Consider the following 23,330-nt stretch of genomic DNA (forward strand, 5'->3'; position numbering starts at 1 on the left):
TGTAGGGATGCGGCATGGCCGTCTCCCTACCTCATCAACCTGAATTTAAAGATTTATTGAAAAAAATCGGACAAAAATAAATCCAGATCGCCCCCCATTTCGATCCCCTTTTCGAGGATGACGAGGGGCGATCGCCCCCGGTCACCCTGCTGCAACCGGGTTAGCTTTGAAACCCTCATGTTAAAATTAAGTAAAAGCACGTAAGCAACTGACCGTAAGAATACCGAATCGAGAGCGATCGCGCGATCGCCAATCCGATTCGATCGCGATCGCCGATTGAGGTCAACTCCGCCAACTCATGCAGCTAGGAGGCACGATTTCCATGAACCGTCCCACATTGCTGACCGCCAGCGCCCTCGCCCTCGTCCTGGGATGCTCCCTTCCCATCCTCGCCCAAGTCAACGCCCCCGTGCAAGAGCTGCTAGAAACCGGGAACGGTGCGGGTTTCAACCTCAACGGCGCCGATCTTTCCGGTAGGGATTTGGCGGGGGTCGATCTGCGTGGAGCCAACCTCAACGGCGCCGATTTATCCGGCGCCAATTTATCCAGTGCGAACTTAACCGGAGCCAACCTCAGAGGGGCAAATTTACGCGCAGCCAATCTAACAGAAGCCGATTTATCCGTTGCGAATTTAGTCGAGGCGACCTTAGACGGAGCTAATTTACAAGACGCACTGTTAAAAGCTGCAAACTTGAGTGGAGCCCATTTAGTAGAAGTAGATTTGCGCAATGCCGATTTATTTCGGGCAAATTTGAATGCGGCAAACTTAAGAGGCTCGAATTTACTCAATGCCAATTTTAATGCAGCGAATTTAATCGGGGCGAACGTCCTCGGTTCGAGAGGCGGTAACTTTACCAATGCTATTGGGTTTACGCCATAAATAAGAAGGTTTGAGGACGTCGGAGCGATCGCCGCGACGAGACCGAAAGTAAAGGTCAGATTGTGGCGTTTTTATTTGTTTTAAAAGAATAATTATTGAAGGTCTGCGGTCGATGGAAAATGGAGATTTTTTGTAGAGAGAACCTGTTAGCGATCGCCGGAGCGGGGGAACACTAAGCGGCAAGATTATAAATTACGGGGGGAAACCGTGAAACTCAGTCTTTTACTCTCTTTAGTTTTACCCGTAGCCATCGCTTGGTCTACTCCCGGTCACGCTGCCAACCCAGAACACGTCACCCAATTGTTAGAAACGAAACAATGCGAGGGATGCGATTTAAGTAATGCGGATTTAGTCGGGGTGGATTTGCGCGAAGCGAACTTAAGGGGTGCGAATTTAACGGGAGCGAATTTGGAAGCGGCGAACCTGTGTAATGCGGATTTATCAGAAACTAATTTAGAAAAAGCGACATTAATTAATGCCAATTTATTTGAAGCGAACTTATCTGGGGTCAATCTCAAACAAGGGCAGTTAGCAAATGCCAATCTCAGTTTTATTAATTTAAGCCGTTCGGACTTGAACGGGGCGAATTTATCCCAAGCCAATTTAGGGATGGCTAACTTGAGCGATGGGAACTTAAGTTATACCGATTTACGCGGAGCCAATTTAATCGGTGCGAATTTAAGCGGGGTCAGTTGGGAAGCGGCAAATCTGACCGACGCTCATTTAGATCCTGCCAGTATTAACGAGGCGAATGGGTTGGCAACGGGAGAAACCAGCGCCGTCGAAGTGACGGAACGCGATCGCGCCCGGGTCCGATAAAGGCTTTTGAGTTGATTTTGAGTTGAAATAATTCAGTCTTATCAATTTACCAATAACCCGCAAAGGTGTGTTATTTTTTGTTGGCGATCGAAAGGACAACCAAAAAACAACCGGAGCGATCCAGGTCGTGCTATTTATGGGTTGCAGGGACACGGCCATGCGGTGTTAGTAAAGAGATTTGGCAACTTGACAAGGTCGATCTCAGATTCCATGGATTTAGGGGGACTATCGCCCTTTTTTGTCATTTTCGGGATCGAAATTTCGATCGCAGCCGTTTAATTCTTCTCAAATAGCAGCTTTGAGAGATCTTTCGACTCGAATTTTAGAAGTTGTATATTTTTTGCGCCTAAAATTTCCCCAGATCGAGTTCTGCAAGACGTTGGGGACTTTTTGTAACAGGATTTCACCCCTGCTTGACAAAAGAGGGATATATTCTGATATTTGAAACCTATCCGGAGCGACGATCGCAAAACTGCTCGGCAAAATTAGTACGCAACAGTGCCATGTTTTAGAGACAATCGAACTCCCTCGCCACCACGACCCACCCCCTCGCATCAATCCCCCTGGTAAGCCCCCTGGTGAGCGATCGCCCCGACAATATGAACAACCGTCTCAAAACACTAATTTTTGTGAATAGCAGCCCTCGAAGGCGCGATCGCAGGCGTTAGAATTAAACTCAAGTTCTTCCTCTAGCAGGCGATCTGTATCTTTTTTTAGAACGTTTAAAAAAAACTAAAAGCTCCGAGATTGTCTAATCTCGACCGTCAAGAAACTTGCGGTTAACCCCAAAAAACCGGAAAAAGAAAATCATCCTTCGGGATAATTTCTAAAGATCTAAAGCTAGAGATCGAAAGCCCCTACAGCCCTTTACCTCTTGAGTAAGGGGCGATCGCATCTACCTGTTTTCGCTGAAAACAGCTTAGCCCAAGGGAATTGAAGGTCAGCTTCAGCCAGGGCGATCGCCGTGACCGCCACCGCTCGCAACTTTCAATCAAGAGCAAATGCTTTCGATTTTGTAAACAAATGTAAACAAAATCGGCAATCTGCAAAGCCGAGGGTGAAGTCAATACTCAGCAAGTGCGAAATCCTTGTAGGGAGGTTTCGCGACTGAGGTCGATTGGCATTTTAGTATTTAGGGAGAGTATGAGGGTGCTAGATATATTAGAAGATTTGCGTTCGGCAAGCAACCGATCGCCGAAAAATAAAACGCAACCAACCCCTCACAAGGGTTTGAACGGAGTCTTTGAATGGGTTGCGGGAGGGTTATGTACCCTGATCGCCACCACTTACGCCTTGGGACTTTCCGAAAGTCGCATTGCAGCCCAACCCCTGACTGACGCCGCATTACTGACCGCCGAAAGCACTGACACGGGCGCCACCGCGACCCGTCAAGGTCCGCAGTTATCCGACGGAGTGTACTTGTACGGTCAGTCCGCCACGCCGGAAGAAATCGGACAAGCCTACATGGTCTTTGAAGTCCGGGGCGATCGCCTTTTGGGTGCATTTTACATGCCTCATTCTTCCTTTGACTGTTTCTACGGCAATATCGAAGACCGTCAACTGGCGTTGACCATCATCGACAGTTACGAACAAAGCGAATACGCTTACGCCATGCCCATTGAAGCCCAACCTGTCGCTGGCGCCAACGATTCCGGCGTGGGTGAATTTGGACTGGAAGGAATGAGCCGCCTCAAAGAACTCAGCGACAACGATCGCCGGATCTTAGGCGTGTGTCAGCAAAACTACCAACAAAAACTGTGGGGAGAATAAGAGCGAGATTCGAGATTCTTTGTTAAAATCTTGAACCATCCCTCCCTCAATCTCCCTCAATCGTGACGTTCTCCCGACGCTGACCTATGCGCTTCGTCCAGGCTTCGCCAAGGGTACAGCGCGGGCTTCCCACCTCACGGACAGAAGTCCATCTGCCCCGGCGTCTTGGGAAGTTCCTGTTTCATCCGGTCTGGTCTAGGCAACGCCCCCGACCGAACCCGTCCACAGGCATTTTGTTTGACATCCACGACCCGTCCAGCCGCAGATTGGGAGTCTTTCGTTTTGAGGTGCGTAGAGTGCGGGGCTTCCCGCCGATTAAGCTAATATTCAATTCCCGGTTGAGCTTTCACTCCCTGTTCCCGGAAGGGATGCTTGACCAGGCGCATTTCTGTGACCAAATCCGCGCGATCGATGAGGGCGTCCGGGGCGCCGCGCCCGGTTAAAATTGCGTGGGTGTCTTCCGGTTTTTGGTCGAGACCTGCCAGTACGGTTTCGACGGGCAGATAACCCAGTTTCATCGCTACATTAATCTCGTCGAGTAAAACCAACTTGTACTCCGGTTGGTGAAGGAATTCTAGTCCTTTCTGCCAAGCTTCGAGAGCCTTTTGGGTATCGCGATCGCGATCTTGCGTTTCCCAGGTAAAGCCTTCCCCCATCGCGAAAAACTCCAGTTGCTGCGACCACTGGTTTAACACCGCCTTTTCCGCAGGTTCCCAGGCTCCTTTGATAAACTGCACAATACCGACCCGATATCCGTGACCGAGCGATCGCATCACCATTCCGAGGGCCGCCGTGGTTTTTCCTTTCCCATTGCCCGTATTGACAATAATCAAACCCTTTTCGCGGTTTGACGCCTTCAGCCGTTCCTCTTGAACCGCCTTGCGGCGTTGCATCTTTTGGCGGTATTGTTCCGCCGTCAAACCCGATTCTACAGAATCGGTCGTTGCTGGCATCGCACTGCTGTGATTGCTTTCCATATCTACTTGAATCCCTGACAATCTTGCTGATGCGGATCGTGCGTTTTCTCCCGAGGGGGCACAAAGCGGCGATCGACGCAGATCTATGGTATCGCCGTTATCGCCCCGAACCACCGGATCGGCCCTCCCCGAATCGCGATCGCCCGTCGGGTCTATCGAGATTATTTAAACTTTATCTAGAAGTTAACAAGAGGTTAAAACTATACTGTTCATTAGGAAACTGAGATCCCAGACCCGGCTTGTTTTCGGAATTTCAGTGATTTAGATAACCGATCGACAACCACGAAAACTATGTCTGAAAAATCCGATTTTCTCTACCCGCGCGGTCGTTACTACGGCGATTTTACGCCTCAAAAACTGGCATTTAATGCCAACTTGCAGGAATTTGCCCAAAAAGTCAGTTATATTTGCAATTTGGAAACCGGGGGCAAAATTTCGAGCATCGAAGCCTACGAAGAAATCAAAAAACTTTGGAAAGACCTCAAAACCTCGAAAAAAGAATTGCAAATTGGGGAAGAACCGCCATCGGAACCTTCAGATCCCGCTTAAAGCTGACCGACTCAGTCCGATCGCCCTCAACGGATTTCCCCTAAACTATCGGGAGAAAAAAAGCTGAGTGCTTGCCATGTTGTCCGTCCGAGACGCGCAATCGATTATTCTAGACCTCATCCGACCGTTCGACCCACAAACCGATATCGAAACGGTCGATTTGCAATCTTGCGGCGATCGCCTGCTCGCCACCCCCCTGTCCGCCCACTCCGACTTTCCCTATTGGGATAACTCCGCAATGGACGGGTACGCCGTGCGCTACCAAGACGTAAGCGGCGCCAGTCCCGAGCGCCCTATCCCTTTAGAACTCGTCACCGAAATTGCCGCCGGAACGACCCCGCAAACGGCGATCGCCCCCGGACAAGCCGCCCGCATTTTCACCGGGGCGATGATGCCCCCAGGAGCCGATACCGTGGTCATGCAGGAACAGACCCGCCGAACGGGCGATCGCGTCGAAATTCTCGCTTCCCCCGCCGAAAAGGGCGATTTCGTGAGGATAGCAGGTTCGTTTTACCGGGCGGGAACCCCCTTACTGCCTGCGGGGGTTCGCCTCGGTGCTGCCGACGTCGCCCTGCTGGCGATCGCCCAATGTAGCCGAGTCCCGGTGTACCGCCGTCCCCGAGTCGCCATCCTCTCCACCGGAAACGAACTCGTCCCCCCCGGCACCCCCTTACAAGCGGGACAGCTCGTCGATTCCAACCAATACGCCCTCGCGACCGCCGTCACGGCTGCCGGAGCCATTCCCCTGCTCTCGGGAATCGTTCCCGACCGACCCGACGCCCTCAAACAGGCGATCGCCCGCACCTTAGAGCAAGCCGACCTCGTTGTTTCCACCGGAGGCGTCTCCGTCGGCGATTACGATTACGTCGAGCAAATTTTAGAAGAATTAGGCGGTCAAATTCACGTTAAATCCGTCGCCGTCAAACCGGGTAAACCCCTTACCGTCGCCCGCTTTAGTGCCGAAACCGATCGACCGAACCGCCTCTATTTCGGCCTGCCGGGAAATCCAGTTTCGGCATTAGTCACCTTTTGGCGTTTCGTGCGACCCGCCCTTAAAAAATTGGCCGGAGAACCGCAGGGATGGGAGCCGACCTTTCTCACCGCCCGATCGCGCCACGAATTGAAAGGAGCGGGCCGTCGGGAAACCTATCTGTGGGGCAAACTCCATCCCGTCTCCGGAGGATACGAATTTGAACTGTCCCAAGGCTCTCACAGTTCCGGGAATCTGATTAATTTGGCGCAAACCACCGCCTTAGCCGTCGTCGGGGTCGATCGAGGTCCGATCGCCCCGGGAGAACTCGTCAGCGTCATGCTCGTGTAAACTGCCGCCCCAGGTGCGCCGCTTTCAGTCGCGATCGCCCTCGTAGACCCGGCGCCGGACGTTCTGCGTCGTTCGCGGTGCGGACACGGGAATCGATAAGGGGTCGCGACCGACGCCCAATTGATGGGGTCTGCCGTCCTGAGTGGGTTTGAGACCGTCGAGTACCGCATTGCGGACGATCGGCTCGGTTTCGCGAGCGAGCAGCAGGCGGAAACAATCGGCGATCGCCTGACGGTCTTCAGCCGTGCTGGCGTTCATCATCCGGGTCAGTTGTCGTACGGCGATCAGTCGTTTGAGCGGGTCGGTGTCGGTGAGATCGTCGAGTAAGGCGTGGAAACGGTCTCGTCCCGATCCGGTTTGGCGGTCGAGAAAATGCCAGGTCAGCAAGCCCAAAGTTGCCATCGTACAGAGTCCTTGGAAAATCGCCCCGGTTGCCAGCCACGGGTTCTCCGACTCGACCCAAATCGAAACGGCGAGGTAGCTGCCGAAGGTCGCCACCCCTCCACTACCGACGGCGATCGCCAGATCCCGGTTGGTTCCGTGCAGGAATTGGCGCAATTTCGTCTCGAACCCCGGCCAGTGGCTGCTTTGCAAGGCGTAAACTCCGAGCATGGCCCCCGTTCCGATCGCGATCGCGACGGCCAACTTCCAGTTACAAGCCAGCAGGAGGGTCGCGACAAACAAGCCCAAGATCAAACTGGGATTGTTTCGCAACCGAGTTCGCCAAAGGCGATCGAGGGTGGGTTGATCGAGAGCGGAAAGGGGGATCGTCCGAACGAACTCGGACAACTGCCGCCACTGGGAGGACGCCTGTGCCACGTTACTTACCTAGTTACTGCGAATTGAAGCCAAATTCAATCTCAAACCAATCTCGAATCCGATGGAATGCGTGAGCGGACGGTCGCGATTGACTGGAGCAATTTTAACCCGTCAGCCACCCCGCTTGGAATCTTTGCGCGACTCGCGGGTCGATGAGATCGCCTGGCGCCACCGAGTTGAGGGGTCTTGCTGTGCGGTTTGAGTTTCCTTTGCTCTGTAGCCCTAGGCAGGCGATCGCCCCACCCGATGGCTAAAATATTCCCAATTAAAGTGCAGATTAAAACAATAATTTAATTTGAGACGCGGCGATCGCCCTCGTTTTCTTGGTAAATCCCTTGTCTTTAAACGATTTTCAAGTTAAACAAGCGAGCGAATTCGAATCTCGCGGGGAAAATTTGTTTAAATTTGCATTTTCTTGCCGCAGTCGCTCCCGGAACGGGCGATCGTCGTCAGCTCGTTCTAAAATCCAAACGCAAAATCGGCCACCGTTAATTGACCGTCAAAAGCATAAAAGCCGATCCGATGAATATTTTGACCGTCGAGACTCAATAGGGTATTTGGAGACAAATTCGATTGAGATCCGGCCAAATTAGGAGCGCTCGTTTCCGTTTTAGCTAACAATTGACCGTCGCGATCGTAAGCGGACAACACCGTGCGTCGCGAACTGGTCACCAGGGCTCTTACCCGAGAAATCGGCTGAGTAAAAATGACTTCCATCGAGCCACTTTTGGGACCTCCCATCAAGACGATCGAACCGGAGTGAGTCGGAAACGCCGGATTCGACGGACTCAAGGCGAGTGCGTTGCGGAAAATCGCCCCCCACTTCTCAAATTGTCGTTCGACGACTTCAAAACAGTTTAAGTCTTGAAGATTCAAGCGCACGTCGATTTCTGAAGGTATCGGCAACTCGAATGGTACGCCGTTGGTGGCGATCGCCCGTCTACGCTCTGCGGGGGACAATTCGGACCACGGCATCGGCGAGGGGGGGGACACTTGAGCCGGGTCGCCGTTAACTTGCACTCGATCTACCATAAATCCCTGTTTGACTGTCATTAACTTCTCCGTCATTCGATAGCACTTCATGAATGGCAAAGCTTCAAGTCAACTGGCTCGGGTCGGTCGCCGCCAGGGGGTCAAGCGGATGCCAGTCGTTCTTTGATTCCCTTTCCCTAGTTTTCCCCGTAGTACCCTTGCTTTTTTAAAAAAAGTCGATCGCAACTTCAAGGTGGGGAAAGGGGGTGTGGGGTTACACCCCACACTTTAAAAATTATTACCGATCTGGCGTATTTTGGCATTAGGAAAACAACAAGTTTAAGAAATTGAGGCATCGGGTGCGCAGATTGCATTTATAAAACAGGCGATCGCGCCCGCCATCCGGACAGTTTTTAAGATTTTTCGTGAATCTCTATAAAATGCCACTGAACTTGATGTTACGGCGATCGCCCGTTCTCGGCGCGCGATCGCCCGTGTCCCGTACCGCAGCAACTAGAGGTCTTTTATGTATATTCCCCTCGGTTTTGACCAGCGCTCGATCGTGACCTCCCTCGGGAGAATGGTTTATTACACCGCCGTCGGCGAACCCTGGCCGATCTCCACCGACGCAGCATCCGGAGAGGCTCCCCTACCGACCTTAGTGTTTCTGCACGGCTTTGGAGGGGGATCCTCCGCTTACGAATGGTCGAAAGTCTATCCCGCATTTGCCAGCGACTACCGGATTTTGGCACCGGATTTAATTGGCTGGGGGCGATCGGAACATCCCCAACGGGATTACCAGATCGAGGACTACACCACCACGATCGCCGAATTTTTAGAACAAACCTGTAGCGAACCCGTCCCCGTCGTCGCCTCCTCCCTCACCGCCGCCTTCGTCATCCGGGTGGCGATCGCCCGTCCCGAACTGTTCAAAAGCTTGATTTTAACCACTCCGGCGGGACTGTCCGACTTCGGCGAAGATTATCGCGGCAGTTTCTTCGCCCAACTCGTCAAAACCCCCTTAATCGACCGCTTCCTCTATAGCAGTGCGATCGCCACCCCCGGAGGGATTCGCAGCTTTTTAGAAACCCGTCAATTTGCCCGTCCCAACCGCATCCACGACGAAATCGTAGACGCCTACCTGCGATCGGCCCAACAACCCAACGCCGAATACGCCGCCTTATCCTTCGTGCGCGGCGATCTGTGCTTCGACCTATCCGCCTACATCCATCAGCTCGCCGTCCCCACTGCCATCATTTGGGGACGCCAATCCCAATTTACCGGACCCGAAATCGGCGAGCGACTCGCCAGCCTCAACCCCCGAGCCATTCGCTATTTCCAGCGCCTGGAAGAGGTCGGACTCACCCCGCAATTAGAAGTCCCGGCGATCGCGATCGGACTGATTCGCCACTTTCTATCCTTACTCGACGGCGCCGCCTGATCTCCCACCGACGAAAAAGGCAGGGGAAGCGCATCCCCCTGCCTCGCGATCGCCCTTCTCTCAAAACCGCTTCTAGCTATTCGTTTATTTAATCCGAACGTCGATCACGCTCGCATTAAAGTTATAGGTCAGTCCTTCCAACTCCACCGGGGTACCAATTTTGAGTTTGTTGTTCCCCAACACCGGGCCATTCTCCGTAATCTGAGCGCGACCACCCAAAGTAATCATCAAATTAGAACTAAAAGATTCTTCCTGTCTCGGATCCGGAAGCGCTTTTACTGAGCCGTCCGGCTGCGGAACTGCTAAAGTTTTGGTCAGCAATTCGATCGATTTAACGTCCACCGCTCCGTGCGGTTGGTTGCGGATAATAATATTAGTTTGGCCTTTTTCTCTAAATTCTTCGAGTAAGGCTTGGGGATCGCGAACACTCAACCCGCGCACAATCAGATCGACTTCTACGGGTTTGGTCGTCACGCCGACTTGTGCCACCGAACCTGTTTGTCCGGGGAAGAAAAAGATCCCGATAATCACGAAAACAATCACCAGGGCCGCACCCAAGTCCAAGACGCTAATTTTGCCAAATAAACGTCCTTTTGAATCCAAAATGTTCATTTTTAGAGCGTCGTCCTTTCTTAAGCGAAATCAAACGTGAAGTGAAATCAAAAGCGATCGCACTAACCGTTGCAACTCTTTATTTCTATCGGGCGATCGGGTCTTCCGCATCAAACCATCTCCTCAAGTTGAGGCTCGAACCCCAGTCTCTTGAGAGTGGGGTGGGGACTCGATGGTTTCCGTTCCCTCGAATCCTCTGTCAGATTATCACGACTTTCATAGGCTTGCTCCTAGGGCGTGTCATCAATTATGTAGGTTGACAAAAGTGACCAAATGTGGAGGAAAGCGCCTGCGGACATTTAAGCCAGCCAAATCACGGATGCAGCCAGGTAAATGCCACCCAGGAAGTTCACCGAGCGCTTGTCATAACGAGTGGCAATCCCTCGATACTGTTTGAGCTTGGCAAAGAAGTTTTCCACCAGATGTCGGGTTTGATACAAGAATCGATCGTAATCGTGGGCTTGTTTTCGATTCTTTTTCGAGGGAATGACGACTTCAATCCCTCGCTCGTGCAACGGTTGTCTGACTCGTTCGTCGGCATCGTAAGCTTTATCCGCTAGCAGTGCCTGGACTTCCACTGATGGTAGCAACCGCTCGGCACCGACTAGATCGCTGGCCTGACCGGGAGTTAAAAAAAAGATATGGGATTCCCCAAAGCATCCACCACCGCATGAATTTTCGTACTCAACCCGCCTCGGCTACGACCGATATTTTCCTCTTCGGCTGAACTCCCTGATGCTCCAGCACTGTGCTGATGCGCTCGCACAATGGTGGAATCGATGGCAGCATATTCGTTATCGGCTTCCTCGCAGAGGACTTGGAAAACGCGCTCCCACACCCCAGTTTTTGACCAGCGAGTGAAGCGTGTGTGGACGACTCGAAAATCCCCAAAGCGTTCGGGAAGATCTCGCCAAGGAATCCCTGCTCGAAAGCGATACAACACGGCTTCGACGAATAAACGGTTATCTTTAGCTGTGACCCCAACTGTACCCGGACGACCCGGAAGCAGGTGTTCAATGCGTTGCCATTGGTCGTCTCGTAAAGCGTAACGCCGTTTCATCCCGGTTTTGAGCTATCTTGAGTGAACGGGTAGCAGGCTACACACATTTCACTATTTTTGTCAATTTTCTTAATTGATGACAGACCCTAGGAAGCTCTCATAGGAACCGCGTGACATCCTCCCGACATTGTGGTCTGCAACACCTGAGAATGCACCTGACCCAGATGTGGGAATTGCTTCTTCGCTTTGGGCAGGTTGTTCTGCTGACGATGGTAAGACGGGAATGGTTCATCGGCAGGAATGGTGTATTCCTTTTCCAACGAGCATCGGTCTACCTGACACTTACGCGAAGCAATCCAGTCTTTGAGTTCGCGCAAAGCGTAGTTATATACGCCTGGGCACGTCTCAAGCCACGACCGCAGTTCAGTCTGCCCGGTGGCGTCTGGATAGATTCGGTAGGTGTAGTTCATGGTCAGCATGACCGGAGTTGACCACAGGCTATAGCTGCTGATAAATGCTGGTCTCATACCGATCGTAGGGCTTGGCCCTTCCCGCAGGGCGGGACTTATCGCTCCCCGAACCCTTCAAAAGTTAAATGAGCTGGTTGTTGCGACTCGAAGTATCCCGACGCCCACCTCAGTCTAAACAGCTCGAATCCGGTAGCCAGTGGGAAAAGATTTCTGGTGGGAGCTTCTCCCACCGTATGCTTGCATCGGTGTCGGGAATACAGCACTTGGGCGTCTGATGAGGTACAGTACCGATCCTCCTATCCCCCCTTCGCCCCTCTTTCAAAGGGGGGTTGGGGGGATTTCGGGGGGAACGAGCAAAGTCCCCCTTTTTAAGGGGGATTGAGGGGGATCTAAATGTCTTGCATAGCAGAGGAAAATGCTGTAGGTCACCTCAAGTGACCCACTGAGGGTTGAGCCAACTCCTCAACAGTTCGATCGCCCAGGAGATTTCCGGTTAGCGCAACAGGAGTAAAACGGTTTGCAATAAACCGACCAGTGTCCCTAGAACCCCACCCAGATTGACGATCGCTTGCAGTTCGCTGCGGACGATCCCTTGTACGGCGGCTTCTAAATTTTCCGGCGAAGTGCCTTTAACGCGATCGACGATGACGCCATCGATGTTGAGAATCGGGATGGCTTTGGCGACAATGGTTTCTAGATCTCTTTCTAAATAGCGTTCGAGAATTAAGGCTAATTCTTGGCTGACCAATCCCAAGGAGGTACTGACTACGGAGGACGCTTGCAGGCGTTTGAGGATTAAATTGGCGACATTTTCCCAATTGACCGAATCGCTCAATCCTTGCAACAGTTCGGCGCCGCGATCGCGGATGTAAGCGCGCACGGTATCGCGCATGGTTTTACGCAGTTGGCGAACGGTAGAAACGGGCAGATTTTGCAGGGAAATATTTAACAACCATTCTTGGAAGCGGTCGGACAGGGCTAAGGTCTCGATTAACTCGGCAATACGGGCGTTTGCTTGTTCTTTTTCGTCCAAACAAAAGGTTCGCAGGCGGGTTAAGGCGTTGCGCAAGCCGAATAAATTGGCAACGACCCAATAGGTGCCACTGGTTTTTTCTCGAAATCCTTCATCGATAATGGCGATGTTGCGATCGGTGAGGAAATCGACGAGGTTTTGACGGATGACATCCGGGGGAATGACCGCCGCGAGCAACCAATCGGAGAGTTGGCGTGCTTGGAGATCGGAGAGTTGAAATTCGAGTAAAACTTGGTCGAAAATTTGGTTGAGTTGTTCTTCGAGAAAGTCTTCCCGACGTGCGAGAACTTTGATCAGGCGGGGTAAAGATTCGCCGAGCAAATCGCGCAAAATTCCGGCGAGAATCTTGGCGGTTTTTTGTTCCGTATCCGATTTAAGCTGGTCGAGAGCGAGTTCGAGTAACCAGAGGATCGCCGATTGCATTCGTTCTGTCGCCAGCAGTCGTCGCGCCAGGTTTTGCAATTCTTCCGGGGTCAGCAACGATCCCATGATCGTATCGGCGACCCGTTGGGCGAGGCGTTCTTGATTGCGCGGGATCAAGCCGGGAGTGAAGGGAAGGCGACGCCCGCCGATGAAGATCGCCCGATAGGGACGAAAGAGCATGTTAATGGCGAGATCGTTGGTGAAATAGCCAATAATGCCCCCCGCGATCGGCGGTAAAACGTAAGGCCATAGGGTTGCAACATCCATCGGGATCCGGGATTGGGGTTGGGCAAGAGGAACGGCAAATCGGCGGGGTTCGGGTGGGTTGGGTTACAGGTGCGGATCGTGGGGTTTGGTGGCGCGTAAGATGCCCATCATCCCTCCGGCTAGGGTGTAATGGTTGGGGCGATCGAATCCGGCTTGTCGGGCGAGGGCGACCTGTTCGGCGCCGACGGGAAAGCGATCTAAACTCGGACTGATGTAAGCGTATTCCTCGGTCAGTCCGAACTGACGGGCGATCGCGACGACGACGCGATCGAGATACCACTGTTGGAACTGTCGCATCCAGGGCTGTTCGCTGCGATGGAAGTCTAGGATCGCGACGGTGGCGCCCGGTTTGAGGACTCGGTGGAGTTCGCGCAAACATTGGGAAATGTCGGCGACGTTTCGCAAGCCGTATCCCATTGTAGCGGCGTCGAAGCTGTCGGGGTCAAAAGGGAGATGGAGGGCGTCGGCTTCGACCCAGGCGATCGCGGTCGGGCTGTTTTTGCAGCGATCGCGCGCGACTTGAAGCTGGATGGGGGAAAAATCGACGCCGAAGACCCGCCCCTCGGGACCGACTTCGCGGGCGAGGAGTCGGGCGAGATCCCCACTACCGCAACAAAGATCGAGGGCCGTATCTCCGGCTTTGACGCGACTCGACGCGATCGCCATGCCTTTCCAGATCCAATGTTGGCCGAGACTGAGCCAGTCGTTGAGGGGATCGTAAACTGGGGCAATGCGGTTGAAGAGCTGTTGGACTTCGGGGTTGGAGACCTTACGCGATCCGCCTAACTCCTTCGGAGTCGCTTCGCTAACGGCGTCGCTACGCGAACGCGCGGTCGGGGTGGTAGATGCGGGAGAATTCAAGGGGTTCACGGATGGTAACGGGTACAAGTGAGGGCGATCGCCGCTTGTTGCACGCACAGGTGCAAGGTAGAGAGTTCGTCTTCGCGCAGGGTACACGGTCGCTTCCACTGCAAGGACAGCAGGGCGATCGAGACCTCCCGGTATTTAATCGGGATGATTAAATGAGCCTGCACGTCGGATTTTTGATAGTGGCCTAATTCCGCCAACTTGTCATCCGCAGGCACGTTGACGACGACCTGGATCGATCCGGTGGCGATCGCCTCTTTGACGAGGGGATCGTCCGCGAGCCAGTTTTCCGCTTCTCCTTCCCGAGCGTAAATCCCGTGAGCGCCAGCAATTTCGCTGCCTTCGAGCATCTGCACGATCGCGATATCCGCAGAAAAGTTCTCGCCAAAGGCACGGGCGATCGGTTCAAAACATTCGTCAAAACTCTGGGACTCTTGCGCCGAACGGACTAAGGTCATTAACAAGTTGGTTTGCGCTTGAGCCCGGCGCAACTCTTCCGTGCGCTGTTTGAGCAGTTCGTAAGTTTCTGCGGCCCGTTGCACGACCGCTTTGAGTTCGTTGGGGTCCCAGGGTTTTGTGATATATTTATAGACCTGTCCGGAGTTGATCGCTTCGACCAAATCCTCGATATCGGTAAATCCCGTCAGGATGATCCGAACCGTGTTGGGAAATTGGGGAACCGTTTTGCTTAAAAACTCCGTCCCTTTCATCTCGGGCATTCGCTGATCCGAGATGATTACGGCAACTTCTCCTTCTTGCGAGAGAATCTCTAAGGCACTGCCGCCGCTTTCCGCTTTGAGGACTTGAAATTCTCGCCGGAAGGTGCGGTAGAGCAAATCCAGATTGTCTGGTTCGTCGTCTACCACGAGCATTTTCGGTTTTTTTCGTCTCTCTAAGCTTTTCAACTGACTTCTGATGTTATCGAGTTCGGGGATTGCGTTATCCATAACAATACAATAAACTCCTTATGCCCTAGAGAGCCGGACATTGCCCTCCATCAGCCCTCCTCAATAGTACCCAATCTCCGCTCGCGATCGGCACTGGGGGCGCGAACCCTCCTGATAGTTGGCCGCTTGCGCCGCGCGATCGCCCGTTCGCGGAGCATCTCCGTAGGAGAATCGCGCCGACACGTTTGTTTTGAAGGGGCGCAGTCCCCTCCATCCCGCCTCGCAGACTACGGGGCGATCGCTGCTGCTTCCTTCATCCCCACCGTTCCCTCAGCCGGATCCGGCGCGATCGCCCTACAATAAAGGTCAGAATAGGTCAGATCTTGCAGGTTCGATCCTCCAAGTCCGATCTCCCCCGTCCCTTCTTTTTGCCATGAGTCAGTTTCCCGACTTCACCGCCCACGGCTACCAGATTCAACGGGAATTAGGTCATAATTTTGCCGGGGGGCGCGTCACCTATCTCGCCCGCGACCTCAAGGGCGATCGCTTCGTCACCCTCAAGCAATTTCAGTTTGCCCGCGCCACTGCCGAATGGTCCGCCTACCAAGCCCACGAACGCGAAATCGCCGTTTTGCAAGAACTCGACCATCCCGGAATTCCGCGCTACCTCGATTCGTTTGCGACCCCCTCCGGCTTCTGTCTGGTTCAAGAGTATAAACCTGCCCGTTCTTTAGCCGTTCCGCGCAGTTTCGACCCGGAACAGATCGAGCTGTTGATGGCGCGGTTGCTCGATATTCTCGTGTATTTGCAACGGCGAGACCCTCCGGTGATTCACCGCGATATCAAGCCGGAAAATGTTTTAGTGGACGATCGCCTCGGGGTTTATTTGGTAGACTTCGGTTTCGCTCGTTTTGGCATGGGCGAAGTCGCCATGAGCAGCATGGTTAAAGGAACCCTCGGTTTTATGCCGCCGGAGCAAATGTTAAATCGAGAGTTGACCCTCGCTTCCGATCTCTACGGCGTCGGGGCGACCTCGATCTGCTTGCTGACTCGAACCCCTTCGACGGCGATCGCCGATTTACTCGACGAGGATTATCGCATTCAATTCGCCGATCGCCTCCCCGACGTTAGCGAATCTTGGCGCCAGTGGCTGGCGAAATTGGTCAAACCGAATCCGGGCGATCGCTTTCCCGATGCCCTCAGCGCACGAAGTGCCCTCGAATCGATCTCGATCGTCCGTACTCCTCACGTACAACTCCAACCCGAGGCGTTGGCTTTAAGTGCGGACAAAATCGATCAAAAACTAAGTGCGATAATTTTGATTAAAAATACTATATCAAAAACCCAGTTAGTCGGACGCTGGCAAGTGAGGAGCCATCGGGGCGATACCCCCCTGTTGCCGACCGCATCCGGTGCTGCCCATCCCTGGATAACAATAACTCCCGAGGAAGTGTGCAGCAACCGGATCGAGTGTCAAATCGAGGTCGATACGGCCTTGTTGCAGGCAGGGCGGACTTACGAGCGCCTGTTAGTTCTGCACGGCAATGGCATTCCCGCCGAGATCGAGGTCTCGCTCTCGGTTCGTACCGCTCCGATTCCCGCGATCGCGCGCCATTTTCCCTATACTTCTTTATTCAGTTTGTGGGCGATTTGTGTGATATCGGCGATCGTGGCTTTACCGACCGTTGCCAGCCCGATTGCGATCGCCCTCGGCGGTTTCGTCACCTGGGCCGGACTGTCGAAGCTGATGCAGTCAAAAGCCCTGTGGATGAGGTTTTTAGTCACCGCCGGGGCGACGGGTTGCCTCGCCGCGATCGCCGGATTTACCCTGGGAACTATTGCCGGAGCCACCGTAGCGGGAGCCTTTGCCACCGCGATCGCCCTCGCCTCGACCATGGTCACCGGGGGCGCGCTGTTGTGGACCGCAACCCGAGTCAAGCGCGATTTCGGCGCCCGGTGGGCTGCCGGACTGTCCTTGCTCAGCGCCCTCTCGGGAATGGCTGTAGGAATCGGTCTAAAATGGGCCGCATGGCCGCCATTATTGCTACTCGGTATCGCCGTAACGACCCTCCCGGTGGTCGCCGTCGGTATCTCACTTCCGATTGCCCGCGCCCTGCACCTCGCCCGTTATCGGCGATCGCAACAGCATTTGATCGGCTCGTGAGCGACTCCGTAGGACAAGCATCTTGCCCGCCAGAATTCCGGGTTCAAACGCCCTACTTCATTCCATTCATGTCCGCAACTGCAACACATCAGACAAAACTCAACGAGTTGCTATCAAGGCTAAAATCAGTATTTCCCAACAAAATCCCAATCAGTTCACCTCCATTTTCTGGCTGATAGAAAATCGCGGTTCCTGCAGGTAAACCTTCTGGGGATGGGGCAAGCAGATAATCTGCCGAACTTCCCTGTAACTGGATTCGATCGACAGTGGCATCAAAATCGGCAACCAGCGAGTAGTCACCGTTTCCAGTCTCGGTATAGTAAGCCGTTGTTCGATCGCCCAAGACAAAAGTATCGGCACCTTCCCCACCCGTCAAACGATCGACCTCGCCGTTTCCGGGAGAGCCTGCATCGGGTTGAACCCCAATTAAAATATCGTTGTCATTGCCACCCAATAGCACGTCATTGCCAGCGCCACCCGTAATCGAATCCTTGCCTGGTTTTCCATCAAGCACATTGGCACCTGCATTGCCGATAAGGGTGTCGTCAAATTCCGAACCGACAATTTCTGCACCGACTCGACCTTCAGCCATGCCGTAGTGCATAAAATGCTCGTACCCACTGGAGAAAGCGCCGTTATTTGCCGCTTCAGCGACGTCTGGATAGTTGGTGAGATAGTCGCTGTTGTTGAAGAAAAGGCTGGGGTCGCGCCCCTCAAATAAGCCATAGCGGACAAAATGTTCTAAAGCACTGTCAAACTCGTCTAAATTGACAGCTTGGGCTACGTCGGAGTTGGCTCCAAGATAGAAGTTAGCATCAAAGGTTTCGGAAATCACCTGAAAGCGATCGCCTGGGTCGCGCCCTTCTGCGATGCCGTACAAAATTAGATGTTCGAGTCCGTTACTGCAACTACCGCCTTCTACAGCTTGGGCAACATCCGGGTTTTCCGAGAGATAAAACAATTCCAAGGGGGTCAATAACGAACTGGGTGCGCGTCCTTCGGCGAAGCCATATTTAATAAAGTGCTGGTAACTGCTATGGAACGCGCCACCCGCGATCGCATCCGCCACGTCCGGGTTGTCGTTGAGGTAGTCTTGAGCAAAGATGGCGCTGGGTTCGCGCCCTTCAGCAAAACCAAACAGCCGGAAGTGTTCCAAACCATCAAGGAAAGCACCACTGGCAACTGCTTCGGCTACATCGGGATTACTATTGAGATAAAAATCGGTATCGAACAGCAGAACGAAGAGATCCCTGGGAATGCCAGCAGTCAGGCTGGGGGGTAAGTAGCTGATGCCTTCGCGACGGGTTTCGACAACGCTAGTGGAACTGGCGTCCTCCTCGCTGACTGCATCGCCGACGGTCGTACTCGGCAGGCTAGGAAGTTCGGGCGCGATCGTAATCCTCGGAGGGAGGGTGCCACCACTGTCCACGGTGGTAGATGCTTGCCCTGTTGCGGAGACTAATTCAACATGACCGAGGTTATCCGTAGCGACGGTATAGAAACTGTATGTTTTACCATCTTTCCCGGTATAGGTAGCTTCGGTGTCCGAGGTGTCATCCAACCAGAGTGTAAACGGCCCGCTGTCCACAGAAACGAACACATCATAAGATTTGACGCCACTTTCTGCATCGGAACCCGACCAAGAAACCGCGAACGCTTCCTGATCCACTGTTTCCGGTAAGGGTTGCACCGTACTGGTGGGGGCTTCGGAATCGATCGTATTTAACCAAGGGTCTGGTTTCGGTGCAGGGTTAAATGGGCCGAGGAAATCGAACTGGACAAAAGCTTGGTTTTCGATTTCGGTGCCACTGGGTAAATTTTCTTTGGGTTCGACAGTGAATTCTGCCCAACCGAGTTCGTATTGGGTTTCGGGATTGAATGGTGGCAAGAAACCTGCCATCGGGTCATCGGGAGATTCCCCTGTCACCGGATCGACAGCATGGAACCACCAGCGAATTTCCCCGGTTTCAGGATTAAAGGTGGCTTCTACATCCACGGCTAAATCCATTTTCGGACGTAAATCGACGCGGGTATCCACTGCTTGACCACCGGGTAGGTCTACATCCCAGTCCAGGAAACCGATATTCGTAAAAGAAAGGGTACTCCAATCTAAATCCGGGTCGAGAGTATCGACAATTACCGCATCTTGGGTGGGAACTTCGGCATCGGGTTTGTTCCAGAAGTCAATGCGATAGTTGAAGGTTTGGTCTGGGAGGATAAAGCGTTGTTTTTCCTCGGTGGGAGTGTCGGGGTTGTCGTAACCCAGTGGGCCAAATTTGTCTTCTGGGGTTTTGGAGGGACGACTGGGAAAACGTCCACTATCCATCAAACCACCTCCTCCGCTACCTCCCGGGTGTTCGCCATCACCCGGGACTGGTGGTTCTTCATCATCCGGGACTGGTGGTTCTTTATCATCCGGGACTGGTGGCATCATCCGGGACTGGTGGTTCTTCATCATCCGGGACTGGTGGTTCTTTATCATCCGGGACTGGTGGCTTGTCTTTGTCTTCTTTGTCTTCTGGACAACGCTCGATAATAATTGGTTCAAAATCTGAATCCAAAATAATTGGTTCAAAATCTGAATCCGAGAACTTAGTGTAAAGAGGAGCCGGAGATGTAGGTAGTGGTAGGTAGGGGGGAAAAAGCTCCTGAGCAAAATCACAGCCTGGATATAAACCATGCTTCGCCCGGTTAAGCAAATAATCAACTTCTTCTACTTGCGACCACTTAACATTTGGATCTATCTCACGCCACCTACGCTGAACTGATAGAGCTTGTACTTCGGCAAGGTTGCACTCTCTCGGACTCTCATTTTCAGACCATAGTCCCTGGCGACACTGTAGTTCATGTACATATTCGTGCAGAATTGTGCCTAAGTCATCTTTATATGCAGGATCGAAGTGTACTTCTGTGGTTCCATCATCGCAGTGAGTATGAGCGGCCTCATCCTCGCTTACTGGATCTAATCCAAGTGGATCTACTAAATTTAGAGGGTTATTACCCACATAACGATAAAAATTAGTATCGCCACCAGCAAGCCCGATCGCATCTACAGCCGTAAACCGTCCTAACTCTGGAGAATAATAACGATTTCGCATGAAATCGAGGCCATTCCCCTCATCCATCACGCCCCACTCACCGACATATTCAAAGGAATTCGGCACCGTTTCGACTTTGGTTAAATCTTCTCCAAAAGGCAGATAACTGTAATGGTTAAGATAGTCCCCATTGGCATCGCTTAATCCTGCGGTGGAACCTAAAGCATCAAAATCGTAGAAAGATTTAGCATTATTGGCATCAACCCGACTTTCTAAACCAATGCCGTGAATATAGCGGGCGACTGGATTACCATTGGCATCATATTCCCCCACCACATCTCCCAACCCAAATGGGTCAACCAGATATTCTATGCGCTGACCATCTTTGATTGTTGCCGTGCGATTTCCCAGGGCATCATATTCATAAGTCCAGTTTCCTTCTGGAGTAATCGCACCGACGAGGCGATTTTCCGCATCATAAGTATAGGTGGAAGTTTGACCCGCCTCAGTTTTAGCAATTAAATTGCCATCGGTATCGTAAGTATAGGTTGCGCCACTGACAGCCGTATATTGATTCAGATTATTGGTGGTGTAAGCGGTTGCCTCCCCATCATCTGTCACCGCAATCCGATTTCCTGCCGCATCATATTGATAATGAATCGTGCGACCGTCTGGCAATTGCACCGAGGTTAGTTGACTGTTGGCATCATAGCCATATTGCCAAGTTCCCTCTAAGGTGGTCATGGTGGTACGGCGCCCTAAGCTGTCGTAGGTATAGTCAAACCGCGAATTAACGCTGTTATCGGGGGCAAGATTAACGACGTGCAGCACTTGTCCCCCAGCATCATATTCATAAGTGGTCGCTGTGCCGTTGCCATTATCTTCCCGAACCAAACGACCCGCATCGTCGTAGGTATAGCTGACAATTGTTTCGCCGTTATGATTCGTCAGACGGGTTAGCTGTCCTACTGGGTCATAAGCATAGTTAACCGTAAACCCATCTTGGTCAACCATTTGGGTGCGCCGACCCGCAGTATCGTAGGTGTACTGTAAAGATCGCCCATCAGAATAGCTAATTTTAGTCAGTTGGTCAGTGGCATCATAGACCATTGAAATGGTGCCGCTTTTATCTGTCACTGAAACCAAATTGCCCCGGTTGTCATAGGCAAAATCAACCGCCGACCCGTCCTGATACTGTTTGCGAACTGGCAACCCATCGGCGTTGTAGGTATATTGAATCGCCTCCCCTCGACGGTTGACAGATTCAACTAAATTCCCTTGGGCATCCACCTCGAAAGTTTCCCTATGGATCTCAGTAAGTCACAAAAACAGTCCCCCTATCCTAACTGGAGGGCAGGGGGACTGTTTCTCAATGGGTATCAGGATCGGATCCAGATCCAAGATCTTTAAGTAATTCCGAGAATACGAGTTCGGCAATCTTCCTACAGGTCGCGTTCCGTGCGGCCTTCAATGCGTCGCCCTTCTTTTTCTTCAACCCCTTGCTGTCAGGCTCGAAAGCTCGGGATACGAAATACTCCTCGATTTTCGCGCGGATAGGCTCATCCGTGAACCGGATGTTTTTTCTTCTGTTGCCCGACTGGCTCAGGCACATTTCATAGGCGGTGTTTAGGTGCAGCCATATAGCCGAGCGCGCGTCACTGCTGCCTTTCATTTTGGATCCAGATCGGACGCTAGATCCGGAGCTTTGTGAAACTCTACCCACGCCTAGAGCTTGCTTGAATCGCCGTTTGCTTCGAGGTTTAGAGGTTCTCTTGTTGGTAGAGGGATCCTTTATGCCTTTTGTGAATTGGACGATCGCGCGCCCTTTCTCGTCGAGAAAGTCCTCGAAGGGGTACACCCGGCAAAGTATCCAGGCTCTTAGATCGTCGCCGAACCCGAACCGATTGAAGGCCTTGTGGTATGGGTGAAAGATTGGCGAGTAGAGAACCGAGTCTATCTCTCGCTTCAAGCTCAGTTCTGAATCGGCGAGTAGGCAGATACATCGAGCGAGACTCTTGGTTTCGTGCGAGAATTCGCGCGCCTCTCCCTTCTCTTTCGCCGCCTGGTGTTGATTCGTGAATCGGGTAGCCTGAGAGGTTCCCATGCTCCATTCTCTGTTTTCCGTCCACCCGGCAACCCAAGCCCAAAACCCGGGCAGAGTACCGTCCCTTGCGCCGGAGCCGATCTTGTATTGGACTCTAGACTTGGCTATCCACTCGCCCTGAGCGAGTCGCTGCTTTGCCGTATTGATAGCCGCCGTCCTCTTTTTGATCAATGTCTTGCGCCTTAGTAACAGATCTCGGAGTTTCTTGATACTGGCGTGCCTATTTTTGATCCAGTAGCGGCGATCGTAGACTCGCAAGTACCGCTCTCGATAAATCCAAGCAAGGAGTACGGCATCAAATGCATCGTCCTTGTTGTCGGTCCCCGCGAAGCTTTTTCGAGTCTCCTTGACCATAGTCTGATTGCAGAGGGTGTAGGCGATGCCGCGCTCTTCAAGTGCTGAGGCGAGGAAGCGGGAATATGGCCCAGTTGGCTCAAAAACGACAACATCGGGATTCATTTCGGCGATGCGCTCCACTGCCTCTATGTCCATATCTAGGCAAAGGTGGAATCGATCGAGTTCTGGCGACTCGTAGAGATCCCTAGGGGACACTTCAAAGTCAGAAAACGAGCAAAAAATATCGAGCCGATGGGCCGAAACATCGACGCCCATGACTAAAAAATCTGTATTCATTGTTTTGGGGGTAGTTGCTGATTGAAACCCCTCAAGCCAAGCACACGAATTACCCGGGGGGCGAGTGGCCCCATTTCCCTATTTAGGCGAAAAAGTGGCATGGGGGAATTAGCCCGACAGGGGTGGAATCCTGCCGGGCAATCTACCTGAAGTTCGAGGTCTGACCCACGAAACTTTGAGGGGCCGCGAATGCCCATTTCTGCACTGGGGTCCCAGCTCGAGCTGTGGGGGTCGATAGCATCCATCCCACGATCGGCGAAGGCCGATTTCGATCGCTCGGATGC

20 protein-coding genes are annotated in these 23,330 nt (G+C 52.7%); 8 read left to right on the forward strand and 12 right to left on the reverse strand.

All coding sequences use genetic code 11. From position 1 onward, the window contains the following. The first annotated feature begins 322 nt into the window (after positions 1–322). The 3 genes from JJD41_RS14275 (at position 323) to JJD41_RS14285 (ending at position 3,469) form a co-directional block, all read left to right on the forward strand. On the forward strand, positions 323–880 hold the full coding sequence (locus JJD41_RS14275) for a pentapeptide repeat-containing protein (RefSeq protein ID WP_200667500.1): 558 nt from the start codon (positions 323–325) through the stop codon (positions 878–880). 207 nt (positions 881–1,087) lie between these two features. Continuing rightward, positions 1,088–1,699, forward strand: coding sequence for a pentapeptide repeat-containing protein (locus tag JJD41_RS14280; RefSeq protein WP_200667502.1), 612 nt, complete (start codon positions 1,088–1,090; stop codon positions 1,697–1,699). A gap of 1,149 nt (positions 1,700–2,848) precedes the next feature. Further along, positions 2,849–3,469, forward strand: coding sequence for a hypothetical protein (locus JJD41_RS14285; RefSeq protein WP_200667504.1), 621 nt, complete (start codon positions 2,849–2,851; stop codon positions 3,467–3,469). 320 nt (positions 3,470–3,789) lie between these two features. Here the strand turns inward: JJD41_RS14285 and cobO are convergent, their stop codons facing one another. Then, complete coding sequence (gene cobO / locus JJD41_RS14290; RefSeq protein ID WP_234488830.1) at positions 3,790–4,446, reverse strand: cob(I)yrinic acid a,c-diamide adenosyltransferase; 657 nt, start codon at positions 4,444–4,446, stop codon at positions 3,790–3,792. 291 nt (positions 4,447–4,737) lie between these two features. On the opposite strand from cobO, the gene JJD41_RS14295 reads away from it, so the two are divergent. Together JJD41_RS14295 and JJD41_RS14300 are read left to right on the forward strand one after the other, a co-directional pair. Beyond that, the gene (locus JJD41_RS14295; protein ID WP_200667508.1) at positions 4,738–4,995 is read left to right on the forward strand and encodes a DUF7219 family protein; all 258 of its coding nucleotides are present in this window, start codon (positions 4,738–4,740) and stop codon (positions 4,993–4,995) included. A 76-nt stretch (positions 4,996–5,071) separates the two neighbouring features. Then, entirely contained in the window at positions 5,072–6,316 is a 1,245-nt protein-coding gene (locus tag JJD41_RS14300) for a molybdopterin molybdotransferase MoeA (RefSeq protein ID WP_200667510.1), read from the forward strand. A 24-nt stretch (positions 6,317–6,340) separates the two neighbouring features. Here JJD41_RS14300 and JJD41_RS14305 read toward each other — a convergent pair whose 3' ends face one another. Then, positions 6,341–7,135 (reverse strand): hypothetical protein, encoded by a 795-nt coding sequence (locus JJD41_RS14305; protein ID WP_370583842.1) that lies wholly within the window; start codon positions 7,133–7,135, stop codon positions 6,341–6,343. Positions 7,136–7,594: 459 nt separating this feature from the next. After that, the gene (locus JJD41_RS14315; RefSeq protein ID WP_234488831.1) at positions 7,595–8,188 is read right to left on the reverse strand and encodes a hypothetical protein; all 594 of its coding nucleotides are present in this window, start codon (positions 8,186–8,188) and stop codon (positions 7,595–7,597) included. 445 nt (positions 8,189–8,633) lie between these two features. On the opposite strand from JJD41_RS14315, the gene JJD41_RS14320 reads away from it, so the two are divergent. Beyond that, positions 8,634–9,548, forward strand: a complete 915-nt coding sequence (locus JJD41_RS14320; protein ID WP_200667516.1) for an alpha/beta fold hydrolase — start codon at positions 8,634–8,636, stop codon at positions 9,546–9,548. An 84-nt stretch (positions 9,549–9,632) separates the two neighbouring features. Here the strand turns inward: JJD41_RS14320 and JJD41_RS14325 are convergent, their stop codons facing one another. The 6 genes from JJD41_RS14325 to JJD41_RS14350 all read right to left on the reverse strand — a co-directional run bounded on the left by JJD41_RS14325 (position 9,633) and on the right by JJD41_RS14350 (position 15,167). After that, on the reverse strand, positions 9,633–10,160 hold the full coding sequence (locus JJD41_RS14325; protein ID WP_200667518.1) for a DUF4330 domain-containing protein: 528 nt from the start codon (positions 10,158–10,160) through the stop codon (positions 9,633–9,635). Between the two features lie 299 nt (positions 10,161–10,459). After that, positions 10,460–11,220, reverse strand: a protein-coding gene (locus JJD41_RS14330) for an IS5 family transposase (protein WP_200664346.1) whose coding sequence is annotated in 2 segments (ribosomal slippage) — positions 10,460–10,794 and positions 10,794–11,220 — 762 coding nt in all. Because the reading frame shifts where the segments join, the coding sequence is not laid out codon by codon here. An 86-nt stretch (positions 11,221–11,306) separates the two neighbouring features. Next, on the reverse strand, positions 11,307–11,687 hold the full coding sequence (locus tag JJD41_RS14335; RefSeq protein WP_370583843.1) for a helix-turn-helix domain-containing protein: 381 nt from the start codon (positions 11,685–11,687) through the stop codon (positions 11,307–11,309). Positions 11,688–12,123: 436 nt separating this feature from the next. After that, complete coding sequence (locus JJD41_RS14340) at positions 12,124–13,353, reverse strand: DUF445 domain-containing protein (RefSeq protein ID WP_200667520.1); 1,230 nt, start codon at positions 13,351–13,353, stop codon at positions 12,124–12,126. A gap of 63 nt (positions 13,354–13,416) precedes the next feature. Further along, positions 13,417–14,214 (reverse strand): bifunctional demethylmenaquinone methyltransferase/2-methoxy-6-polyprenyl-1,4-benzoquinol methylase UbiE, encoded by a 798-nt coding sequence (gene ubiE / locus JJD41_RS14345; RefSeq protein WP_200669203.1) that lies wholly within the window; start codon positions 14,212–14,214, stop codon positions 13,417–13,419. A 5-nt stretch (positions 14,215–14,219) separates the two neighbouring features. After that, a complete protein-coding gene (locus JJD41_RS14350) occupies positions 14,220–15,167 on the reverse strand; it encodes a response regulator (RefSeq protein ID WP_200667522.1) in 948 nt (315 codons plus the stop codon). A gap of 126 nt (positions 15,168–15,293) precedes the next feature. On the opposite strand from JJD41_RS14350, the gene JJD41_RS14355 reads away from it, so the two are divergent. Then, on the forward strand, positions 15,294–15,470 hold the full coding sequence (locus JJD41_RS14355; protein WP_200667524.1) for a hypothetical protein: 177 nt from the start codon (positions 15,294–15,296) through the stop codon (positions 15,468–15,470). A 70-nt stretch (positions 15,471–15,540) separates the two neighbouring features. Then, positions 15,541–17,271, forward strand: a complete 1,731-nt coding sequence (locus tag JJD41_RS14360; protein WP_200667533.1) for a serine/threonine-protein kinase — start codon at positions 15,541–15,543, stop codon at positions 17,269–17,271. Between the two features lie 88 nt (positions 17,272–17,359). Here the strand turns inward: JJD41_RS14360 and JJD41_RS25545 are convergent, their stop codons facing one another. From JJD41_RS25545 to JJD41_RS14375, 3 genes are all read right to left on the reverse strand, one after another. After that, positions 17,360–19,597, reverse strand: coding sequence for a calcium-binding protein (locus tag JJD41_RS25545; RefSeq protein WP_200669285.1), 2,238 nt, complete (start codon positions 19,595–19,597; stop codon positions 17,360–17,362). 85 nt (positions 19,598–19,682) lie between these two features. Further along, entirely contained in the window at positions 19,683–21,599 is a 1,917-nt protein-coding gene (locus JJD41_RS14370) for an RHS repeat domain-containing protein (protein ID WP_200667536.1), read from the reverse strand. A gap of 79 nt (positions 21,600–21,678) precedes the next feature. Then, positions 21,679–23,046 (reverse strand): IS110 family transposase, encoded by a 1,368-nt coding sequence (locus JJD41_RS14375; protein ID WP_200667545.1) that lies wholly within the window; start codon positions 23,044–23,046, stop codon positions 21,679–21,681. Positions 23,047–23,330 lie beyond the last annotated feature (284 nt).

It is taken from the genome of Oxynema mangrovii CENA135 (assembly GCF_016632315.1).
GTDB classification, from domain to species: domain Bacteria; phylum Cyanobacteriota; class Cyanobacteriia; order Cyanobacteriales; family Laspinemataceae; genus Oxynema; species Oxynema aestuarii.